The sequence below is a fragment of the Haloplanus sp. XH21 genome, from assembly GCF_023276355.1.
In the GTDB taxonomy this organism is placed as follows: Archaea; Halobacteriota; Halobacteria; order Halobacteriales; family Haloferacaceae; genus Haloplanus; species Haloplanus halobius.
This window is the reverse complement of record NZ_JALLPL010000001.1, coordinates 716,026-734,995: the sequence shown is the minus strand read 5'-3', so window position 1 is coordinate 734,995 and position 18,970 is coordinate 716,026. Positions and strand designations below refer to the sequence as shown.

Annotated in this window: 25 protein-coding genes; 18 read left to right on the top strand and 7 right to left on the bottom strand. The window is 68.1% G+C overall.

The window, feature by feature from the left end:
* The first annotated feature begins 7 nt into the window (after window positions 1-7).
* From fer to MXB53_RS03860, 4 genes are all read left to right on the top strand, one after another.
* Window positions 8-397, top strand: a complete 390-nt coding sequence (gene fer, locus MXB53_RS03875; RefSeq protein ID WP_248895890.1) for a ferredoxin Fer — start codon at window positions 8-10, stop codon at window positions 395-397.
* Window positions 398-501: 104 nt separating this feature from the next.
* Window positions 502-1,452, top strand: coding sequence for an A24 family peptidase (locus MXB53_RS03870; protein ID WP_248895889.1), 951 nt, complete (start codon window positions 502-504; stop codon window positions 1,450-1,452).
* Between the two features lie 47 nt (window positions 1,453-1,499).
* Window positions 1,500-1,865, top strand: coding sequence for a phosphoribosyl-AMP cyclohydrolase (gene hisI, locus MXB53_RS03865; protein WP_248895888.1), 366 nt, complete (start codon window positions 1,500-1,502; stop codon window positions 1,863-1,865).
* On the top strand, window positions 1,862-2,992 hold the full coding sequence (locus MXB53_RS03860) for a DUF7118 family protein (RefSeq protein ID WP_248895887.1): 1,131 nt from the start codon (window positions 1,862-1,864) through the stop codon (window positions 2,990-2,992). The genes hisI and MXB53_RS03860 overlap by 4 nt, the downstream gene beginning before the upstream one ends.
* Here MXB53_RS03860 and glmM read toward each other — a convergent pair.
* Window positions 2,975-4,351: a phosphoglucosamine mutase gene (gene glmM / locus MXB53_RS03855; protein WP_248895886.1), complete on the bottom strand. Its 1,377-nt coding sequence runs from the start codon at window positions 4,349-4,351 to the stop codon at window positions 2,975-2,977. The genes MXB53_RS03860 and glmM overlap by 18 nt on opposite strands.
* Before the next feature lie 100 nt (window positions 4,352-4,451).
* Between glmM and hisA the strand changes: the two genes are divergently transcribed.
* The 3 genes from hisA to MXB53_RS03840 all read left to right on the top strand — a co-directional run bounded on the left by hisA (window position 4,452) and on the right by MXB53_RS03840 (window position 6,118).
* Complete coding sequence (gene hisA / locus MXB53_RS03850; RefSeq protein ID WP_248895885.1) at window positions 4,452-5,174, top strand: 1-(5-phosphoribosyl)-5-[(5-phosphoribosylamino)methylideneamino]imidazole-4-carboxamide isomerase; 723 nt, start codon at window positions 4,452-4,454, stop codon at window positions 5,172-5,174.
* Between the two features lie 37 nt (window positions 5,175-5,211).
* The gene (hisB, locus tag MXB53_RS03845; protein WP_248895884.1) at window positions 5,212-5,796 is read left to right on the top strand and encodes an imidazoleglycerol-phosphate dehydratase HisB; all 585 of its coding nucleotides are present in this window, start codon (window positions 5,212-5,214) and stop codon (window positions 5,794-5,796) included.
* 82 nt (window positions 5,797-5,878) lie between these two features.
* Window positions 5,879-6,118 carry a hypothetical protein gene (locus MXB53_RS03840; protein WP_248895883.1) on the top strand — a complete coding sequence of 80 codons (240 nt, stop codon included), beginning with the start codon at window positions 5,879-5,881 and terminating at the stop codon, window positions 6,116-6,118.
* Here the strand turns inward: MXB53_RS03840 and MXB53_RS03835 are convergent.
* Window positions 6,115-7,077 (bottom strand): C-terminal binding protein, encoded by a 963-nt coding sequence (locus MXB53_RS03835; protein ID WP_248895882.1) that lies wholly within the window; start codon window positions 7,075-7,077, stop codon window positions 6,115-6,117. The genes MXB53_RS03840 and MXB53_RS03835 overlap by 4 nt on opposite strands.
* A gap of 97 nt (window positions 7,078-7,174) precedes the next feature.
* Here MXB53_RS03835 and trpY point away from each other — a divergent pair, with 97 nt between their 5' ends.
* Window positions 7,175-7,675, top strand: a complete 501-nt coding sequence (trpY, locus tag MXB53_RS03830) for a TrpY family transcription regulator (RefSeq protein WP_248895881.1) — start codon at window positions 7,175-7,177, stop codon at window positions 7,673-7,675.
* Window positions 7,675-8,283, top strand: a complete 609-nt coding sequence (locus MXB53_RS03825) for an IMPACT family protein (RefSeq protein ID WP_248895880.1) — start codon at window positions 7,675-7,677, stop codon at window positions 8,281-8,283. Before trpY ends, MXB53_RS03825 begins: the two co-directional genes overlap by 1 nt.
* A 196-nt stretch (window positions 8,284-8,479) precedes the next feature.
* Here MXB53_RS03825 and upp read toward each other — a convergent pair whose 3' ends face one another.
* A complete protein-coding gene (upp, locus tag MXB53_RS03820; RefSeq protein ID WP_248895879.1) occupies window positions 8,480-9,154 on the bottom strand; it encodes a uracil phosphoribosyltransferase in 675 nt (224 codons plus the stop codon).
* A gap of 74 nt (window positions 9,155-9,228) precedes the next feature.
* On the bottom strand, window positions 9,229-9,405 hold the full coding sequence (locus MXB53_RS03815) for a DUF8107 family protein (protein WP_248895878.1): 177 nt from the start codon (window positions 9,403-9,405) through the stop codon (window positions 9,229-9,231).
* 81 nt (window positions 9,406-9,486) lie between these two features.
* Here MXB53_RS03815 and MXB53_RS03810 point away from each other — a divergent pair, with 81 nt between their 5' ends.
* The 5 genes from MXB53_RS03810 to MXB53_RS03790 all read left to right on the top strand — a co-directional run bounded on the left by MXB53_RS03810 (window position 9,487) and on the right by MXB53_RS03790 (window position 13,524).
* Window positions 9,487-9,897, top strand: a complete 411-nt coding sequence (locus tag MXB53_RS03810; RefSeq protein ID WP_248895877.1) for an SRPBCC family protein — start codon at window positions 9,487-9,489, stop codon at window positions 9,895-9,897.
* 127 nt (window positions 9,898-10,024) lie between these two features.
* Complete coding sequence (locus MXB53_RS03805; protein WP_248895876.1) at window positions 10,025-10,207, top strand: hypothetical protein; 183 nt, start codon at window positions 10,025-10,027, stop codon at window positions 10,205-10,207.
* A 63-nt stretch (window positions 10,208-10,270) separates the two neighbouring features.
* Window positions 10,271-10,567 carry a DUF7990 family protein gene (locus tag MXB53_RS03800; RefSeq protein ID WP_248895875.1) on the top strand — a complete coding sequence of 99 codons (297 nt, stop codon included), beginning with the start codon at window positions 10,271-10,273 and terminating at the stop codon, window positions 10,565-10,567.
* 49 nt (window positions 10,568-10,616) lie between these two features.
* Window positions 10,617-11,600, top strand: a complete 984-nt coding sequence (locus tag MXB53_RS03795; protein WP_248895874.1) for an ArsA family ATPase — start codon at window positions 10,617-10,619, stop codon at window positions 11,598-11,600.
* A gap of 76 nt (window positions 11,601-11,676) precedes the next feature.
* Window positions 11,677-13,524 (top strand): carbon starvation CstA family protein, encoded by a 1,848-nt coding sequence (locus tag MXB53_RS03790; protein WP_248895873.1) that lies wholly within the window; start codon window positions 11,677-11,679, stop codon window positions 13,522-13,524.
* On the opposite strand, the gene MXB53_RS03785 is transcribed toward MXB53_RS03790, so the two are convergent.
* On the bottom strand, window positions 13,521-14,150 hold the full coding sequence (locus MXB53_RS03785) for a DUF8052 family protein (protein ID WP_248895872.1): 630 nt from the start codon (window positions 14,148-14,150) through the stop codon (window positions 13,521-13,523). The genes MXB53_RS03790 and MXB53_RS03785 overlap by 4 nt on opposite strands.
* A gap of 70 nt (window positions 14,151-14,220) precedes the next feature.
* A complete protein-coding gene (locus tag MXB53_RS03780; protein WP_248895871.1) occupies window positions 14,221-14,592 on the bottom strand; it encodes a cupin domain-containing protein in 372 nt (123 codons plus the stop codon).
* 90 nt (window positions 14,593-14,682) lie between these two features.
* Here MXB53_RS03780 and MXB53_RS03775 point away from each other — a divergent pair, with 90 nt between their 5' ends.
* From MXB53_RS03775 to MXB53_RS03760, 4 genes are read left to right on the top strand one after another with little or no spacing between them, the layout of a single operon-like run.
* Window positions 14,683-14,895, top strand: coding sequence for a DUF8007 family protein (locus MXB53_RS03775; protein ID WP_248895870.1), 213 nt, complete (start codon window positions 14,683-14,685; stop codon window positions 14,893-14,895).
* Between the two features lie 45 nt (window positions 14,896-14,940).
* Complete coding sequence (locus tag MXB53_RS03770) at window positions 14,941-15,627, top strand: DUF5828 family protein (RefSeq protein WP_248895869.1); 687 nt, start codon at window positions 14,941-14,943, stop codon at window positions 15,625-15,627.
* A 41-nt stretch (window positions 15,628-15,668) separates the two neighbouring features.
* Window positions 15,669-15,911, top strand: a complete 243-nt coding sequence (locus MXB53_RS03765) for a ferredoxin (protein ID WP_248895868.1) — start codon at window positions 15,669-15,671, stop codon at window positions 15,909-15,911.
* Between the two features lie 57 nt (window positions 15,912-15,968).
* The gene (locus MXB53_RS03760; protein WP_248895867.1) at window positions 15,969-18,380 is read left to right on the top strand and encodes a DEAD/DEAH box helicase; all 2,412 of its coding nucleotides are present in this window, start codon (window positions 15,969-15,971) and stop codon (window positions 18,378-18,380) included.
* Here MXB53_RS03760 and MXB53_RS03755 read toward each other — a convergent pair.
* Complete coding sequence (locus MXB53_RS03755; RefSeq protein WP_248895866.1) at window positions 18,374-18,961, bottom strand: Sjogren's syndrome/scleroderma autoantigen 1 family protein; 588 nt, start codon at window positions 18,959-18,961, stop codon at window positions 18,374-18,376. The genes MXB53_RS03760 and MXB53_RS03755 overlap by 7 nt on opposite strands.
* Window positions 18,962-18,970 lie beyond the last annotated feature (9 nt).

Below are 18,970 nucleotides of genomic sequence, written 5' to 3'. Positions count from 1 at the left end.
TCGCCTGATGCCCACGGTAGAATACCTCAACTACGAAGTGCTGGACGATCACGGCTGGGAAATGGACGATGACGACCTCTTCGAGAAGGCTGCTGACGCCGGTCTCGAAGACGTGGACTACGGCAGTCTCGAGGTCAACGAGGGCGAGTACGTCCTCGAAGCGGCCGAGGCCCAGGGCTATGACTGGCCCTTCTCGTGCCGCGCTGGCGCGTGTGCGAACTGTGCTGCCATCGTTCAGGAGGGCGACCTCGACATGGACATGCAGCAGATCCTCTCGGACGAGGAAGTCGAGGAGAAGGACGTGCGGCTGACCTGCATCGGCAGCCCCGCCGCCGACGAGATCAAGCTCGTCTACAACGCGAAACACCTCGACTACCTGCAGAACCGCGTTATCTAACGCGGACACGCAGCCATTCGACCCCCATTTTTTCGACGCCACCCACGTAGCGACCGCACCGCCGAGCCGGAAACCCTAATTCCGTGCCCCGCGCCTACCGGACCATGATCGCGGAGCCGACCGACCTGTTGCGCCTGCTCGCCGTGCCGGCCTTCGGCTGGGCGGCCTGGCGCGACGTGCGCACCCGTCGCCTGCCGAATCGGCTCTGGTATCCGCTGTTCGCCATCGGCCTGCTCACGCTCCTCTGGGACGCCCGCGCCCACCTCCCCGTCGCGGGAATCGGTGATCGCCTCTTTCTCATCCGCGTGGGGATCAGCATCCTCGTCATCGTCCCGCTCGCCTACGGCCTCTGGTGGTTCGGCGGGGTCGGCGGCGCCGACGCCAAGGCGCTGATGGCGCTGGCCGTCCTCTTTCCCACCTCTCCGGTGTTCTACCTCTCCACCGGCGCCTACCCCGCGGTGGTGACCACGCTCGGCGTGTTCTCGCTGACCATCCTGACGAACGCCGTCCTCGTCGGCATGACCTACCCCGTCTATCTCACCGTTCGCAACGCCCTCCGTGGCGACTGGGCACCGATCATGTTCCTGGGGCGCCGGGTGGACGTGGCGGCGCTCCCGGCCGAACACGGCCGCCTGTTCGAGACGACGGAAGGAGTCACGCGCCAGGGGCTCGACATCGACGCGCTCCGGATGTACCTGCGCTGGCGTGGGGTCACGCTCGCGGAACTGCGTGACGACCCGGAACGGTTCCGCGACCCAGAGAGCGTCGGCGAGACGCACGAGCCGACCGACGGGGCGGTGGCGACCGACGGTGGCGAAGAGCGCGCTGTCGACGACCCCTGGGCGGCCGCACGCTTCCTCGACGAAATCGAAGGGAGCGCCTACGGCACGACGCCGGAGACGCTCCGCGAGGGGTTGCGCGTCGTGACCGAGCGGGAGACGGTGTGGATATCGCCGGGCATCCCGTTCATCGTCCCGCTCTTCGTCGGCCTGTGTGTCGCGCTGACGTACGGCGACCTGTTGTTTGCCCTGTTGCGCGCCATCGGTGCGGTGTGACGCCGCTCCGACACAAGACCTATCGGGGGAGACGCCCAGCATCGGGCATGACCGTCGACGTTGATTTCGGTTCCGACGGCCTCGTCCCCGCCGTCGCACAGGACGCCGACTCCGGCGAGGTGTTGATGCTGGCGTACGTCTCGCCCGAGGCGCTCGAACGCACCCGCGAGACGGGGCGTGCCCACTACTACTCTCGGAGCCGTGACGAACTCTGGGAAAAGGGCGCGACGAGCGGCCACACGCAAGAAATCGAGGAGATACGGGTCGACTGTGACGCCGACGCCCTCCTGTATCTGATCGACCAGAGGGGCGGCGCCTGCCACACCGGCTACCGCTCGTGTTTCCACCGGACCGTCGAGGGGGAGACCGTCGGCGAACGCGTCTTCGACCCCGACGACGTGTACGACGAATGAGCGTCGAAGACCTCCAATCGGACGGGGACGACGCCGCGGCGCTGCGGACGGCCCGCGAACGCCTGGAGTCGGCCCGCGCGGCCGTCGAGGACCACGGCGAGGAGCGCCTTCAAGCGGTCGCGACGGCCTACCGCGAGGCGACGGACCTCCTCGAACGCTACGAGGAGCGCGCGACCGGCACGGGCGACTTCGCCGCCTTCGTCGAGTTCCAGGAGCAGTTCGTGGAACTCGTCGACGGACTCGACGATGACCTCCCGGCACGGAACGCGTTCGAGGAAGCCAACGACATCCTGGATCAGCGCCGGCTCAGCGAATCGGATTTCGACCGGGCGCGTGACGCACTCGACCCCGCCGCGGACCTCGTGTCCCTCCTCGACGACCGCGAGGCCGCAGTCGAGCGCTACGAGGCCGCAAAGCGCGACGCCCGCCGCCGACTCCAGGAGTTGGACGAGCGCATCGAGACGTTAGAGCGTCTGCAACGGCTCGGCGAAGCGGATCTGGACGCCCCCGTCGAGCGCCTGCGAGAGCCGATCGAGGCGTACAACGAAGCGGTCGAAGAGTCGTGGACGACGTTCAAAGGCGAGGCGAGCGCTCGCGAGGTGTTCCGCGTCGTCGACGCGAGTGAGGCGTATCCGCTCGCCGCCTTCCGTCCACCGCCGTCGGCGCTGCGGGAGTACGTCGAGTCGAAGCCGGCCGGCGAGGAACCGATCCCGACGCTGCTCGAGTACGCCGACTACTCCGACTCGAAGCGCTCGCACTACGTCGACGATCCGACCGCGCTCCGGACGCGCGTCGCGACCCACCGGACCTACCTGGAGCGACTCGACGCCGAGCCACTGATCGTGTCGTGGCCGCCGCCGGAGGCGGGCACGCTCCGACACCGCGCCGCGGAACTCGTCTCCGTCGTCGCCCGGTTCGCGCCCGATTCCGTGGTTTCGCGGGCACGGACGCTGCGCACGTTACCCGACCGCGTGGACTACGGTCGCCTGCGCGAGACGGCGCTCGCCCGCGACGAGTTGATGGCGGACGAACGCGACCGTCTGGAGCGGGGCGCGGTCGAGGAAGAACTGACGGCCGCCCGCGACGAGCGGGAGCGGTTGCAAGCGGCGCTAGAAGACATCGGTTAGGCGCGCGTCGTCGAGGTGGCGGCGGAGGTCGCCGGCGAGGTCGGCCGCGCGGTCGGCGTCACGGGCCTCCGCGTAGATGCGGATCTTCGGTTCGGTGCCGCTGGGACGGACGAGGAGCCACGCGTCGCCGAAATCGAGGCGGTAGCCGTCGGTGGTGTCGAGGTCGGCGTCGGCGTCGCGGGCGTAGGCCTCGGCAGCGCCGAGTAACCGATCACGCTCGGCGTCGGTGTCGTAGCCGACGTTCTCGCGGACGAAGTGGTAGTCGGTGTAGGGTGCGACCACCTCGCTGGCGGGTGCGTCGACGCGGGCGAGGCGTTCGAGGAACTTCGCGGCGGTGTACGCGCCGTCGCGAGTGAGGCGGTAGTCGGGGAAGAACACCCCGCCGTTGCCCTCGCCGGCGATGGGGACCGTCTCGCCCGCGCGCTGTCGCTCGCCGACGCGCGTGATGATGTGCGTCGAGCCGATGGGCGTGAGGTCGAGGTCCGCGCCCGCGTCGGCGACGACGTCCACGAGTCGCTGGGAGACGTTGACCGCGGTGACGACGACATCGCCAGCGTCGAGTTCGCCGGCCGCGAGCGCCGCGAAGGAGGTGTCGCCGTCGATGAACGCGCCGCGCTCGTCGACGAAGATCGCGCGATCGGCGTCGCCGTCGTGCGCGATGCCCACGTCGGCGTCGGTCGAGCGGACGAGACGCCGGAGCGCGGTCAAGTTCTCGGCGACGGGTTCGGGGTCGCGGCCCGGGAAGTGACCGTCCGGATCGGCGTTGACCGTGCGGACGGCGCAGCCGAGTTCGCGGAAGAATTCGGGCGAGACGAGTGCGCCCGCGCCGTGGCCGGGGTCGAGGGCGACGGTGAGGTCGGCGGCCGCGATAGCGTCCCGGTCGACGCCAGCGCAGAGGGCCGCGCGATAGTCGTCGTTGACGCCATCAACGAGGCGGGTCGTCCCCACACCATCCCACGGCGCGAGGGTGTCGGTGTCGGCGAGGACGTGTTCCTCGACGCGTTCGTAGCCATCGACCGAGAGTTCCGTCCCGTCGGCGCCGACGAGTTTGACGCCGTTGTACGCCGGTGGGTTGTGCGAGGCGGTGAGGAGAACGGCAGGGACGCCCGCCGTCTCGCAGTAGTGGGCGACGCCTGGCGTGGGCACCACGCCCAGCCGGTCCACGTCGACGCCGGCGCTGGCGAGGGTGCCAGCGGCCACGTCAGCGAGGGGTTCACCCGAGAGGCGGGTGTCGCGGGCGACGGCGACGCGGTCGGCGTCCCAGACGGTGGCCGCGGCGCTCGCGACCCGTCGGACGAGGTCGGGCGTGAACTCCTCGCCGACGACACCACGGGTGCCACTCGAGCCGAACAGTTGCATTCGAGCAGTGGTCGGCGCGCGGGCCACAAATCCGTTCCGACCGCGCGCCGCCAATCGGTCGGAACGGTGGGTTTAGGCCGCCGCCCCGTCCAGAGCCCGTATGACGCAGTTTTCGACGTTCGAGGTCATCCCGGCGGTCGACATGCAGGACGGCGAGGTCGTGCAACTGGTTCAGGGCGAGCGCGGCACCGAGAAACGCTACGGCGACCCCGTCGAGGCCGCCGAGCGGTGGGTCGACGCCGGCGCGCGCACCCTGCATCTGGTCGACCTGGACGGCGCCTTCGAGGGCGAACGGGCGAACGCCGCGGCCGTCGAGGCCATCGTCGACGCGGTGGACGTGCCGATCCAACTCGGGGGCGGTATCCGCACCGTCGACGACGCGGCGTCCCTGCTTGACCGCGGCGTCGACCGCGTGATCCTCGGAACGGCCGCCGTCGAGGACCCCGACATCGTCGCCGAGATCAGCGAGCAGTATCCGGAGAGCGTGATGGTGAGTCTCGACGCGAAAGGCGGCGAGGTGGTCGTCTCGGGGTGGACCGAAGGGACGGGACTGGATCCCATCGACGCCGCCGAACGGTACGCGGACCTGGGTGCGGGCGCCATCCTCTTTACCGATGTCGACGTGGAGGGTCGCCTGGAAGGCGTGCGCACCGACCGCATCGAACGTCTCGCGGGAGCGGTGGACATCCCCGTGGTCGCCAGCGGGGGCGTCGCCTCGCTGGACGACGTGCGAGCGTGCCGCGAGGCGGGCGCCGCGGCGGTGGTCGTCGGCACCGCGCTGTACGAGGGGGCGTTCACGCTCGAAGACGCGCTGGACGCCTAGACGCAACCGACTTACGCACGCCGCGAGAGGGTCGCGTATGGACCGCACGGCCGCCCGAACCCGCGAAACCGCGGAGACGACCATCGACCTGACGCTCGACGTGGACGGCGACGGCGACGCCCGCGTCGACACCGGCATCGGCTTTTTCGACCACATGCTCGAATCGTTCGCCAAACACGGCCTGTTCGACCTCACGGTGGAGTGTGACGGCGACCTGAACATCGACGACCACCACACCGTCGAGGACGTGGCGCTCGTCCTCGGCGCGGCGTTCGACGACGCCCTGGGCGACAAGCGGGGCATCCGCCGGTTCGCCGACCGCCGGGTGCCGCTGGACGAGGCCGTGGCGAGCGTCGTGGTCGACGTGAGCGGGCGCCCGCTCTTCCGGTTCGAGGGCGAGTTCTCCGAGGAGCGCGTCGGCGAGTTCACGAGCGTCATGGCGCGACATTTCGCCCGGTCGCTGGCGACAGCGGGCGGCCTCACGCTCCACGCGGAGATCGCGGGCGAGAACGCCCACCACGAGGTGGAGGCGCTGTTCAAGGCGCTCGCGCGGACGCTCGACGACGCCACGCGCATCGACGACCGGCGGTCCGACACGCCGAGCACGAAAGGCGAGCTGTGACAGGTGTTCGTCACAACTGCTGTCGTACTCTCTTTCGACACCCGTCGTTACTTATTTGAGCACGCCCGGAGAGAGCACACGTATGCAGGCGTTCGACACGCTCGAAAGCGATACGTCGAAACTGGTCGTGTTGTACCTCCAGCGCGTCGGGGACGACACGCCGGACCACATCGCCGAGCGACTCCGACTGCCGCTGTTGACCGTGTTGACGACAGTGCGGTATCTGGACGAGAAGGGCATCGTCCGCCGCCTGGAGGGCTCCGACCGGGTCGTGCTGGCCGACGAGGGCCGCGCACGCGGACGGCTGCTCGACGCCGCCTAGTCGAGGACGCGTTCGTTCACCAGATACTCCGGCACGTCGCCGTCGAGGACCTGCTTGACGTTACGGGCGGCTTTCTCTCGCAGTTCGACGACGCTCTCGGCGGAGTTGAAGGCGGCGTGAGGCGTCAGAATCACCCCGTCCAGGTCGAGCAGCGGCGAGTCGTCGGCCGGTGGCTCGGACGCGAGAACGTCCAAGCCGGCGCCGGCGATAGAGCCCGACTCGACCGCTGCGGCTAGAGCGTCCTCGTCGACGATGCCGCCGCGGGCGGTGTTGACGAGGAACGCCGACTCCTTCATCGTCGCCAGTTCGTCGGCACCGATCAGTCCCTCGGTCTGGGGAGTGAGCGGGCTGTGGACCGAGACGACGTCGGACTCGGCGAGGAGCGTCGAGAGGTCGTCGACCAGCGTGGCGTCGGTGTCACCCACCTCGGCCGGATCGAGATAGGGGTCGTGGGCCAACACGTCCATTCCGAGCACCGTCGCCTTCTCACAGACGGCGCGGGCGATGTCGCCGAACGCGACCAGGCCGAGCGTCTGGTCGGACAGGCGGTGCATCGTTCGTCCGGCGAAGACGTCCCACTCGCGGTTCCGCACCCGGTCGTTGTAATCGACGATTTTGCGCTCCAGCGCGAGCATGAGCGCGATGGTGTGGTCCGACACCTCCGGGATGCAGTAGTCGGGCACGTTCGCGACGTAGACGCCGCGCTCGGTCGCCGCGTCGAGGTCGACGTTGTCGATGCCGATGCCCGTTCGCGAGACGATCTGGCAGTCGGGCATGGCGTCGAGGAGGTCGCCGTCGACCGTCTCGTACATCACGATGACGGCGTCGGCGCCGGCGACGAGGTCCGTGAGGGGTTCGTCGGTCGCCTCGCCGTCGATCAGGTCGACGTCTGAGAGGATCTCCCGTTCGATGTCGAGGTCGTCGAACGTGTGGTCGATGAAGACGACGGTGTCGGGCATGGTGGCCCGGACGCGTGACATCGCCGTAAGCGTTTGGCCGACGGACGGCCCCGTGGCCGAGAGTATATGAGGCGCGCCGGCCAACGGCCAGCAACGAATGTTCGACGAGATCATGGAGAAGTTCGAGGGGAGTCCCAGCCAGCAGGAGGTGATCCGCCTCCTGCTCGAACGGGGCTTTTCCGTCAACGACGAGGGGCGGGTCGTCTCCGGCGGCATCGAGATTCCCAACACGGGGATCGCCCGTGAGATCGGCGTCGACCGCCGGGTGATCGACTCGACGACCGACGCCATCCTCGACGACCCCGAACTCCGCCGCATCTTCCAGAACATCACCGCCATCCCGAGCCTGATGGACCTGGCTCCTGTCCTCGATCTGACCGTCCTGACCGTCTGGGTCGACGACGAGACCGAATCCGGTATCGTCGCGGAGGTGACCGCGGCCATCGCCGACCGCGACATCTCGATCCGGCAGGTCATCAGCGAGGACCCGGAGTTCGTCGACGATCCGAAACTCTACATCATCACCGACACCACGCTGCCGGGTGACCTGCTCGTCGAGATCCGCGAACTGCCGTACGTTCGCCGGGTCGAGTTCTGATGGCCGACGCGTACCGCACGGTCGCGGCGCACGCCCAGGCCGACTTCGAGGTGAAGGGCTCGGAGTTCATCGGCCACGTCGCGCCCGCGGAGTCCGTCGACGCCGCCGAGGCGTTCGTCAGCGAGGTGCGCGAGGCGTACGCCGACGCGACTCACAACGTCCCGTCCTACCGGGTGCCGGCGGAGGAGGGCGGCGGGGAGATGCTCCGCGAGTGGGCGAGCGACGACGGCGAGCCCTCGGGATCGGCGGGCAAGCCCGCGCTGAACGTCCTCGTCCAGCGCGACGTGCGAAACGTCGTCGCCGTGGTGACCCGCTACTACGGCGGCGTCAACCTCGGCGTCGGCGGCCTCGCGCGGGCGTACGCTCGCGGCGTGAGCGACGCCGTCGACGCCGCGGGCGTCGTCGAGGAGCGCCCCCACGAACGGCTCACGGTCACCGTCGAGTACGACGACTCGGGCACCGTTCGCGGCATCCTGGAGAGCGAGGGCGTCGATTTCGACGCGGCCTACGAGGCGCAGGTGACCTTCGAAGTGCGGGTGCCCGTCGACGACGCCGACGCCCTCCGGGACCGCCTGCGGAGTGCGACGAGTGGACGAGTGGAGTTGTAGTTGCGTTTGGAACTGGTTGCACACCTGATCGCACGCGTACTGCGATCTGGTATGCACTGACTTGCGAAGGCTACTATGGGATAACTCCGGAGCGCTCCGGATCACTCCGGGGGTCGGCTTCGGTCGAGATGCTATCGGGTGAAAACGCGCCGCAGTCAGTCTGTTTTCGACGTGAAGCGAAGGGGTTGTGAACGAGTCACTTCGTCCGGAAGGCGCGGTCGCCGGCGTCGCCCAGCCCGGGAACGATGAAGCCGTCGTCGTCGAGGTGGTCGTCGATGGCAACGGTGAGGAGGTCGGCCTCGGGGACGGCCTCCTGCACGCGGAGCAGACCGTCCGGCGCGCTGACTGCCGAGAGGACGAAGACGTTCTCGGGGGCGGCGTCGTCGAGGACGTACTCGAGGACGGCACACATCGTCGACCCCGTGGCGAGCATCGGATCCGCGACGATGACGGTGTCTTCCTCGTGGATCTCGGGGAGTTTCACGTAGTCGATGGTGATGGGGAAAGTACCCGACTCGTCCATGCCGGCCTCCTCGTCGCGGCCGGCGCTGATGACGCCCTGTTTGGCCCGGGGGAACGCCTTCAGCAGGCCCTCGACGAACGGCGTCGCCGCGCGGAGGACGTTGATGATGACGACATCGTCGAGGCCTTTGACGCGCTCGCCGGTCGTCTCCGCCATCGGCGTCTCGATTGAAACGTACTCCGTCTCCATCGCGCCGTCGATGATCTCGTAGCCGCAGATGCGGCCGAGCTTCACCAGGCCCTTCCGGAACGCGACCTGTTCGGTGTCGGCGTCGCGGATCTTCGACAGGGTGTCCTTGGCGAGGGCGTGAGTGATGAGGTGTGCGTCGTCGCGGTCTTCGATGGGCATACTCTCACCCGAACGACCGAGAACCATAAATGGACGACATCGGCGGTCGCAGAGCCCCTACGGCGCGTTCGCCCTCACCGCGTCACCAGGTGCGTGATCGCCATCAGGAGGAGCGCAAGCGACGCGACGGTCCACGGGGAGAACGCCACGACATCGAGAAACGAGAGCCCCCAGACGACGGTGGCGGCGAACAGCGACGACAGCACGGCGTTCATCACGAAGAGCACGCGCGGGTCGCCCTCGGAGGCCATACGTCGGGATGCCGTCGGCGACGACTTAAACCGTCGGATGTGGGCCAACCGCTTTTACCGCGGGACTGCGAAGCTGTGACGATGCGAACGGTCGAAGTCTCGCGGTTCGTTGCCGCGCCGTCCCCTGTCGTCGAGCGAGTTCTGACGCCCGCCACCGTCGTCGAGAGCGAAGGTAGTTTTACGGTGCGCGAGGTGCGGGAGACGGCCGACGCGACGCTGGTCACCGTGGGCGGGCGCGGCCTCACGTTCACGCTCCGCTTCGAGGCGCGCGACGACGGTCTGCACTACGCGCAGGCGGGCGAGGCGGGGCCGTTCGACGCCATGACGACGGATCTGAGGGTCGCCGCCGAGGACGAGGGGTCGCGGGTGACCGCGCGGTCGGCGGTGAGTCTCGGCCTCCCGCTCCCGACGGTGACGGACCGGGTCGCGGCGTGGAAGCGCCGCGGCGAACTGACGCGCCTGCTCGACGCGCTGGCGGAGACGGCGGTCTGAGCGGGCGCGAAAGCTGTCGACTGCGTGCGGGGTGCGTCGGTCGCGGACATCGACCGAGCCTTTAGGCACCGGCGCGCGAACCCCAACTAGGGGGTGACTCGACACGCTCACCGCGGCGCTCGAAGCGGTGTCCTCGACGGCGAACCGCGGCGAGGGGGGCGGCGAGTCGACGGGGGCGTACTGGTGTCACGGCTGTCGCGAGCGCGTCCCCGCTGGCGACGTAGCGGGCGACGACGTGCCGAACTGTCGGTCCTGTGGCGCGACGATGCCGTTCGAGCGCTCGCCCGGGGCGACGGGGTATGCCTGCTAGCAGTACGCATGCGCCCCGACGCACGACGACATGTTTTTCTCGCCGCCGCTGAGAGACGAAGACATGGATCTCGCGGAACGTATCGCTACCTACCGGCGGATCGCCGAGGAGTGGATCCACGGCCTGTACCACGGGATGATAGAGCACCCCGCCTACGAGAAGATCGAGAAGGAGGCCGAGGACGTGGCGGACGCGTTCATGCTCGCGTGTTTCCCCGACGCGTTCGGCATCCCCTCGCCCGTCTCGTACTACACCGCGGAGCTACTCCCCCACCTCGAAGACGAGTTCGACGCGTGGGAGCGGCGCCTGTGGGACCGCGAGAGCTACATCGAGCGCAAGGGACAACAGTACCACTTCTGATGGACGGGCACGACACGCAGGACCCGGCACGGACAGCGGAGTGTCGCTGATGGAGCCGTTCGTCTTCTTCGGCGGCAAGGGCGGCGTCGGCAAGACGACCGTCTCGTGTGCGTACGCCCACAAATGCGCGACGGCGGGCGTCGAGACGCTGGTGGTCTCGACCGACCCCGCTCACTCCGTCTCCGACGTGTTCGACCAGGCGTTCGACGACACTCCGCAGTCGGTCGACGGCGTCGACGGCCTCTCGGCGATGGAAATCGACCCCGACGAGGAAGTGACCGCCCACCTTGAAGACGTGCGGAGTCAACTCTCCGAGCAGGTGTCGGTGGGCATGATACACGAAATCGAGCAGCAACTGGAGATGGCCCACCGGACCCCCGGAGCGTACGAGGCGGCGCTGTTCGACCGCTTCGTCGAGGTGATGCGGAACCACGACCCCTACGACCGGGTGGTGTTCGACACCGCACCGACGGGGGCGACGCTACGCCTGCTGGAACTGCCCGCGTTTCTCGAGGGGTGGATCGACCGCCTGCTCACCAAGCGCCGGAAGAGCCTCGACCTCTTCGAGAAGGCGGCGGTCGGCGACCATGCGCCGAGCAAGACGATGGCGGGCGACCCCATCCTCGAGCATCTCCAGACCCGCAAGGAGTTTTTCGAGTTCGCGGGTGGCGCGTTACAGCACGACGCCGCCTTCCTGCTGGTGTTGAACCCCGACCAGCTCTCGGTCAACGAGACGGCGCGAACCCTCGACAGCCTCCGGACCAGCGACCTCACGGTCAAGGGGCTCATCGCCAACAAACTCACGCCCGAACCCGACGCCGACGAGGACGGCCGCGGCGCCCGGTATCTCCGAGAGCGCGTGGCGACCGAACGGGACCGGCTCGACCAGGTGCGCGAGTCGCTGGCGCCGCCGCTGCTCGCCGAGATCGCGTTCCGCTCCGAGGAAGTGCGGGGGGACCTCCTTGTCGACGTGGCCGAAGAACTCGACCTCGGTGTCGGCGTCGAGTCGCCGACGTTCGTGGGATCTGAGTGACGGAATCAACGGTACTGGCCCGTAAGCCCAATGTTTAAGGCGATTTTTCGTTATGCTCTACGGTGAGGAGCAACTGATGACACAAGTAATCTGGCTCGTGGCCGCCGTACTGGTAACGTTCACACTGGGGTACGTTGGGTACTCCCGGTATCTCAGCCGCTTCGTCGAAATCGACGACTCGCGGGAGACGCCGGCGCACAAGTACGAGGACGGACAGGAGTACGTCCCGTCGAAGAAACCGGTGTTGCTGGGGCACCACTTCTCGAGTATCGCCGGCGGGGCGCCCATCGTTGGCCCGATAACCGCGGGCGCCATCTGGGGATGGCTGCCGGCGCTGCTGTGGGTCGCCATCGGCAACCCGCTGCTGGGGGCGGTCCACGACTTCGTCTCGCTCAGCAGTTCGATGCGACACGAGGGGCGGTCCATCGGCTACATCATCGGGCAGTACATCGGCGAACGGGGCAAGAACATGCTCCTGTGGTTCGCCTTCCTGACCATCATCCTCGTGGTCGCGGTGTTCGCCCTCGTGGTCGGCATCGTGCTGAACGCGTACCCCCAGACGGCGACCGCGAGCCTCGTCTACATCGCGCTCGCGTTCGTGTTCGGGGTGTATCTCTACCAGTTGAACGGGCCGTTCATCCCCGGCACCATCCTGTTCGTCGCCGGCGTGTTCGCCGGCGTCTGGGTCGGCATCCAGTATCCGCTCGCGCTGTTCGAACTCGCCGAGGGAAGCCACCCCGCGGGAACCATCGTCCTGTTCAACGGCGCGGGGTCGTGGGTGCCCGGCGCGGGCGCACTCGGCGGGAACACCGCGGCGTGGATTCCCGTCATCCTGGTGTACGCCGCTGTCGCGAGCGCGCTCCCCGTGTGGGTGTTGCTCCAGCCCCGTGACTACCTCTCGTCGTTCCTGCTGTACGCGGGGGTCGGCGGATCTGTCCTGGCTATCATCGTCGGAACGCTGCTGGGGACGGCCGCCGAACCGCTGGTGGTCGCCGACTCGCTCAGCGCGTACCAGGGCTTCCTCGGTCACCCCGATGTCTCGCCGTATCCGCTGTTCCCGCTGCTGTTCGTCACCATCGCCTGTGGGACCATCAGCGGCTTCCACTCGTTGGTGTCCTCGGGGACGACGGCCAAACAGTTGGACAAGGAGAGCGACGCTCGCCTCATCGGCTACGGCGGGATGCTCGGCGAGGGCCTGCTCGCCGCCGTCGCGCTCTCGACGCTCGCGGTGGCCGGCCTCCCCGACACCTCGGGTGGCATCGGCGCCGCGCTCCCGAACTTCGCGACCGGTGGTGGGACGATCCTCACCAGTTTCGGCATCCCGGCCGAGTACGGGGCGCCGTTCATGGCCCTGGTGCTCGTGAGTTTCCTCCTCACCTCGACCGACACCGCGGCGCGGCTCGGGCGTTACATGATGGAGGAAATCGTCGGCTTGCCCGACAACCGGACCGACACGGGGCTGTCGGGTGGCTTCGGGTCGTTCGTCCGGGGGCGCTACACCAACCCCATCCTGCAGATCGTGCCGGCGTACCTGATGGTCGTCTCGGGCGAGTGGGCCACGCTGTGGGCGCTGTTCGGCGGCGCGAACCAGCTGCTCGCCGCGCTCGCGCTCCTGACGGCGACGGTGTGGCTAGCCAACTGGGACGCGTCCAAGCAGCTCATCAGCACCGGCGTGCCGATGGCGGTGATGGTGAGTATCACCGTGCTCGCGCTCGCCTGGCTGGCGTTCTACGAGAACCTGTATCTCAACCTCATCCAAGGGGGTGCCGGGTCGCTCAGTGCACAGGTGTCCGCCGCGGTCCAGATGGTGCTCGCGGTGGTGCTCATCGTGCTTGCGCTGTCGCTCGTCCGAATGGGCTATCGGAACATCAAGGCGGTCAGACGCCCCGAGAGCGGCGTCGGCACCGAACCCGGCGACGACTAGCGCCAGAACCGGCGGGCGATGCGGGAGAGCAGTCCCGGTGACTCCCGCTCCACGGCCGCCCAGAGGGCGAACGCGTCGGCGATATCGGCCGCCTCGCTGGCGATCAGCGTCTCCGCCTCGGGGGCGACGACGACGAGATTGAGTTCGTAGTGGCCGTGGTAGCCGAACGTGAGGAGCGTGCGGTCCCGGAACCCGTCGACGTAGTCGGCCACCGCGTCGGGAACCGTCTCGCTGACGGCGACGAACGTAACGTCGGTCCGATAATGCTCCTCGTCGGGCGTGACGCGCTCGTCGGCCACGTCATGGCCCACCTCGACAAGACGCTCGAGTTCGGCGACCGTCGGCTCGGCGACGCGTTTCACGAAGAGATACTCCTCGGCCTCGTGGTCGGCGTACGAAAGCGCGGGGTGGAAGAACTGCTTCTGGCTGAGCACGCGCATCTCGCCGTAGAGGTCCCACCGCTCGCCGGCGGCCGCGTGGTCTTTCTCCAGATCGTAGTTGTACATCAGGCGGTCGCTCACGCGGTCGAGATACGGGTCCGACTCCCAGTAGGGGACGTTCTCGACGATTTCCGCGGGGAGGTCGTCCTTCGGAACCGCGCCGTCGGCGCCAGCGTCGTCGCTCATGGTCGCCGCCGGTGGCGCTTGGCGGTCGGCGAGGCGGACCCCGTTCCGGATGCGACGGAAGCGGTCATTCTCAGGGCTCGTAGGCGTGGGCGTCGTCGCTCGCGGGCGGTGCGCCGATGGCGATGACATCGACCGTCTCGTCGGCGTCGGCGGGGTTGTACGCCCGCTGTGGGCTGTCGGGGTCGACGGCGAAGAGGCCGTCCTCGGCGATTTCGAAGGGTCCCTCGGGCGTCTCGACATGGAGCGTGCCCGAGAGGACGTAGAACGCCTCCTCCTGTTCGTCGTGGTAGTGATAGGCGAGGGGAAGCTGTTCGCCCGGGTCCGCGGTGAAGCGGTTGAGCGCCATCTGCGAGAGGCCGGCGGCGTCGGCGAGACGGCGGAGCGTGCAGGGGCGGTCCGGTTCGGGAGCGACTTCGTCCGTGTCGACGACGGTGTAACCCATACGCGCCGAGAGTCGTGGCAGCGCAAAAAGCTCGTCGTCACGGGGGGCACGGGAAGGTTTAATCGAGTCGTGGCCCTATATGCGAGCACGATGGGCGGAAAAGGAACCGAAGCGTGTGGCCGGTGTGCGATGAGTTCGGTCGTCGACGCCGCGACGGAAGACGGTGGGGACCGCGACCCGTTCGCTGGCGACCGCATCGAGGTCGCAGAGCGCGACCTCCGGACCGTCTCGCCGGCGGCGTGGCTGGGCCGGGTCAAGCGGCGCCTCGACGCGTTCGCGACCCGTCTGACGTACGGCCGGTAGCACGGAACCGTTTTGTACGCAGACACCGTGGGAGTCTGACGAGCGATGGAAGAGAGCGTGTCCGGATTCAAACGCCGGGGGACGTGGGCGGAAATCGTCGAACACGGCGAGCGGATCACGCAGGCGCTCCGTGAAGCCGGTGCCGACAGCGACGCCTTCGAGGAGTGGGACGAGTGGCGGCCGAAGTCCCACGAACGCCTCGGCGAGGACGTGAGCGAAAAGACCGCCGAAAAGGCGAGCGTCGGCGAGGGCGAAGGCGAAAAAGCCGGCAAGGAGCCCGAAGAGGACCTGCGAACGGCGGGCGAGAAGCTCTCCGAGTCATACGAGCGCGTCGAGAGCGGCGAGACCGGGAGCGCCGTCGAGCGCTGGCAGGACTCCATCAACTACGTCGCGCGCGCCGCCGACTCGGCGGGGCGGAAGGCGCTCCGCGCCGTCGAGGACACCGTCTACCAGAAGGTGATGACCCAGCTCGCGCCCTACTACTTCGACAACGAACTCGTGAGCGCGAACGTCCAGAAGACGGCCCGCGGCGGCGACGAGGACCAGTTCATCTTCGAAGTGAACATCAACGACGACGAGTTGAAGGAAGCGGTGAGCGAGCGCCTCGCCGACTATGAGAGCGCGGTCGACCGCTGGCACGTCGCCACCGAGAAGGAGACGGCCGTCGCCGAGGCGGCCGAGGGCGTCGAACCGCCGCGCACCGACGGCGAGTCGAAGTCGACGACCAACTAACCGAACACCACATCTATCCCCGTCATCCACGAAAGAAGCGTATGCGCGTCGAATTCGACCGCGATACGTGTATCGGGATGTTCCAGTGTGTCGACGAGTGGGCGGCGTTCGAGGAGAACCGCGACGACGGCAAGGCCGACCTGCAGGACGCGACCGAGACGGAGCCGGATCTGTTCGTGCGAGAGGTGCCGGACGGCGCGGAACTCGACGCGGAGTTCGCCGCGCGCACCTGCCCGGTCGACGCCATCCGGCTGTACGACGACGACGGCGAGCGGATCGTCTGATTTCACTTCCACTGCGGTTCGCCAACCCTTAACCGCGACGACGCCGAACAACGGCCGATGGCGGCCACCGACGAGGGCGAATACGTCGAACATCCGCTGCTCGCGCCGGGGTTCATCGAGCAGCGTCGCTACCAGCGCCAGCTTGCCGACACCGCGGGCGACGACAACACGCTGGTCTGTCTCCCGACCGGTCTGGGCAAGACGACGGTCAGTCTGCTCGTGACCGCCGACCGCCTCCACACAGTCGGAGGAACGGCGCTCTTTCTCGCCCCGACGAAGCCGCTCGTTCAGCAGCACGCGACCTTCTACCGCGAGGCACTCACCATCCCCGACGACGAGATCACGGTCTTCACGGGCGACGTGCGCCCGGACGACCGGGCCGCGCTGTGGGATGACAGCCGCATCGTCATCGCGACGCCACAGGTCGTCGAGAACGACCTCATCGGCGGGCGAATCTCGCTGGCCGACGTGACACACCTCACCTTCGACGAGTGTCACCGCGCGACCGGCGACTACGCCTACGTCTACATCGCGGAGCGCTACCACGCCGACGCTGAGAACCCGCTCGTGACCGGGATGAGCGCCTCGCCCGGCGGCGACGAGGAGGCCATCCTGACCGTCTGTGAGAACCTCGGCCTGACCGAGGTGGCGGTGATGACCGAAGACGACGCCGACGTGGCGGCCTACACCCACGACACCGACGTCGAGTGGGAGCGGGTGACCCTCCCCGACTCGGTGATCGAGATTCGTGACGCGATAAACGAGGTCATCACCGATCGTCTGGAGCAGTTGAAAGAGCTCGGCGTGACGAACACGACGAGTCCGGACCTCTCGCAGCGCGACCTGAATCAGATGCGCGGGGAGCTACAGCAGCTCATCGACGCCGACCAGTCGGAGGGGTACGAGGGGATGTCGGTCCACGCGGAGGTGATGAAGCTCCGGCGGGCGGTCGAACTCGCGGAGACGCAGTCGGTGGAGTCGCTACGGCGGTATTTCGAGCGCCAGCGCAACGCCGCCCGGTCCTCCGGAGCGTCGAAGGCGAGTCAGCGACTGGTCTCCGAACCCAAGGTCCGGGAGGCGATGCGGAAAGCCGAGGCGTTCGACGATCTGCATCCCAAGTTCCGCCAGACGCGCGTGTTGCTGGCCCAGACCCTCGGCATCGGCGGCGGCGAGCGCGTCATCGTCTTCACCGAATCCCGGGACACGGCCGAAGCGCTCACCGACTTCCTCTCGGAGAGTTTCGACGTGCGGCGGTTCGTCGGCCAGGGCGACAAGGAGGGCTCGGACGGCATGACCCAGAAAGAGCAAGGGGAGACCCTCGACGCCTTCCGGGCGGGCGAGTTCGAAGTGCTCGTCTCCACCTCCGTCGCCGAGGAAGGGCTGGACGTGCCGGAGGTCGACCTCGTGCTCTTCTACGAACCCGTGCCGACGGCCATCCGGTCGATCCAGCGAAAGGGCCGGACGGGGCGACAGGAGGAGGGTCGTGTCGTCGTTCTCATGGCCGAGGACACGCGCGACGAGGCCTTCTTCTGGATTTCGCGGCGCCGCGAGAAGGAGATGGAGTCCGAACTGGAGAAGCTGAAAGGCGTCGCCGACGAGGTGGAGGAGGAACTCGTCGACTCCCAGACGGCGCTCGATTCGTTCGATGGCGACGCGGCAGCCGATAGCGCGGACGGCGACGCCGATACCAGAAGCGCCACCACGGACGACCCCGCGACCCAGCCCGGTCTCACTGAGTTCGACGCGGGAGACGAGGCGAGCGGGGACGGCGCTGCCGCCGACACCGACGACGGCGTCGTCGCCACCGCGGACGCCGACGACGACGCGGTCGAAATCGTCGTCGATCAGCGAGAGCTCGATTCGGCCATCGCGCGCGACCTCTCGACGCGCGAGGGGATCGAGACGCGGCTGGAGACGCTGGCGGTCGGCGACTACGTCGTGTCGGACCGCGTGGCGGTCGAGCGCAAGAGCGTCTCCGACTTCCTGGACACGCTCACCGGCGGCGACCGGTCGCTGTTCGATCAGGTGGGCGACCTCGCACGGCATTACGCCCGTCCGGTCGTCCTGATCGAGGGCGACGGACTCTACGAGGAGCGCAACGTCCACCCCGACGCCATCCGCGGCGCGCTCGCGTCGCTCACGGTCGATTTCGACGTGAGCGTGCTCCGAACCGACGACGAGGGCGACACCGCGGACCTGCTGGCCGTCCTCGCCGGCCGCGAACAGACCACGCGCGACCGGGCCGTCAGCGTCCATGGCGAGAAAAGCGCGAAGACGCTGGCCGAACAACAGGAGTACGTCGTCGGCGCCATCGCGGACATCGGGCCAGTGACGGCGCGGTCGCTGCTGGAACATTTCGGCAGCGTCGAGGCTGTGATGACCGCGAACCAAGACAATCTCAAGAACGTCGACGGCGTGGGAGAAGTCACCGCCGAGCGCATCCGAGACGTCGTCGGTAGCGACTACTGACGGAGGGCCGCGATGGTCTCGGCAGCCTCGCGCGCGGCGGCGAGCAGTTCCTTGGCCCGGCGCGGATCGTCCGTTTCCTCTGCCGCCTGCGCGTATCGAACGAGTGTCCGCGAGAGCGACGCCTCGGCCGTGGCGAGCGGCGAGTCCTGATCGGGCGTCGCCGTCCGGTCGCTCGCAGCGCCGCCAGATACCCGTTCGTCGACATCGGATCGTTGCTCGCCGGCGGTCCGGCGCTGGGTCGGTTCGGGTTGCGATGGCTGTTCGACCCCTTGGGCGTCCGCCTGCGGAGATGGTTCAGACGGCTTAACCGGTGTGTCCGCGTCGGCGGCAGCGTCGGCCGTCGACTCCTCGCCCTCCGCGTCAGCGGTCGCCGCCTCGCCAGCGGCCTGGCACGTCGGACAGAACTCGTTGCCGTCGTACCGGAAGATGGGATCGCCGCAGGTGTCGCAGTGGCTGTTGGTCATGGTCGCGCCCTGCAACAGCAGTTCGCTCATGCGCTGGGTGGCTTCCCGGCTCTCCTGGTCTGCCTCGTATTTCTCCCGGAGACGCTCGCGCTCGGCCTCCTTATCGAACTCACTCATGTCTCAGCG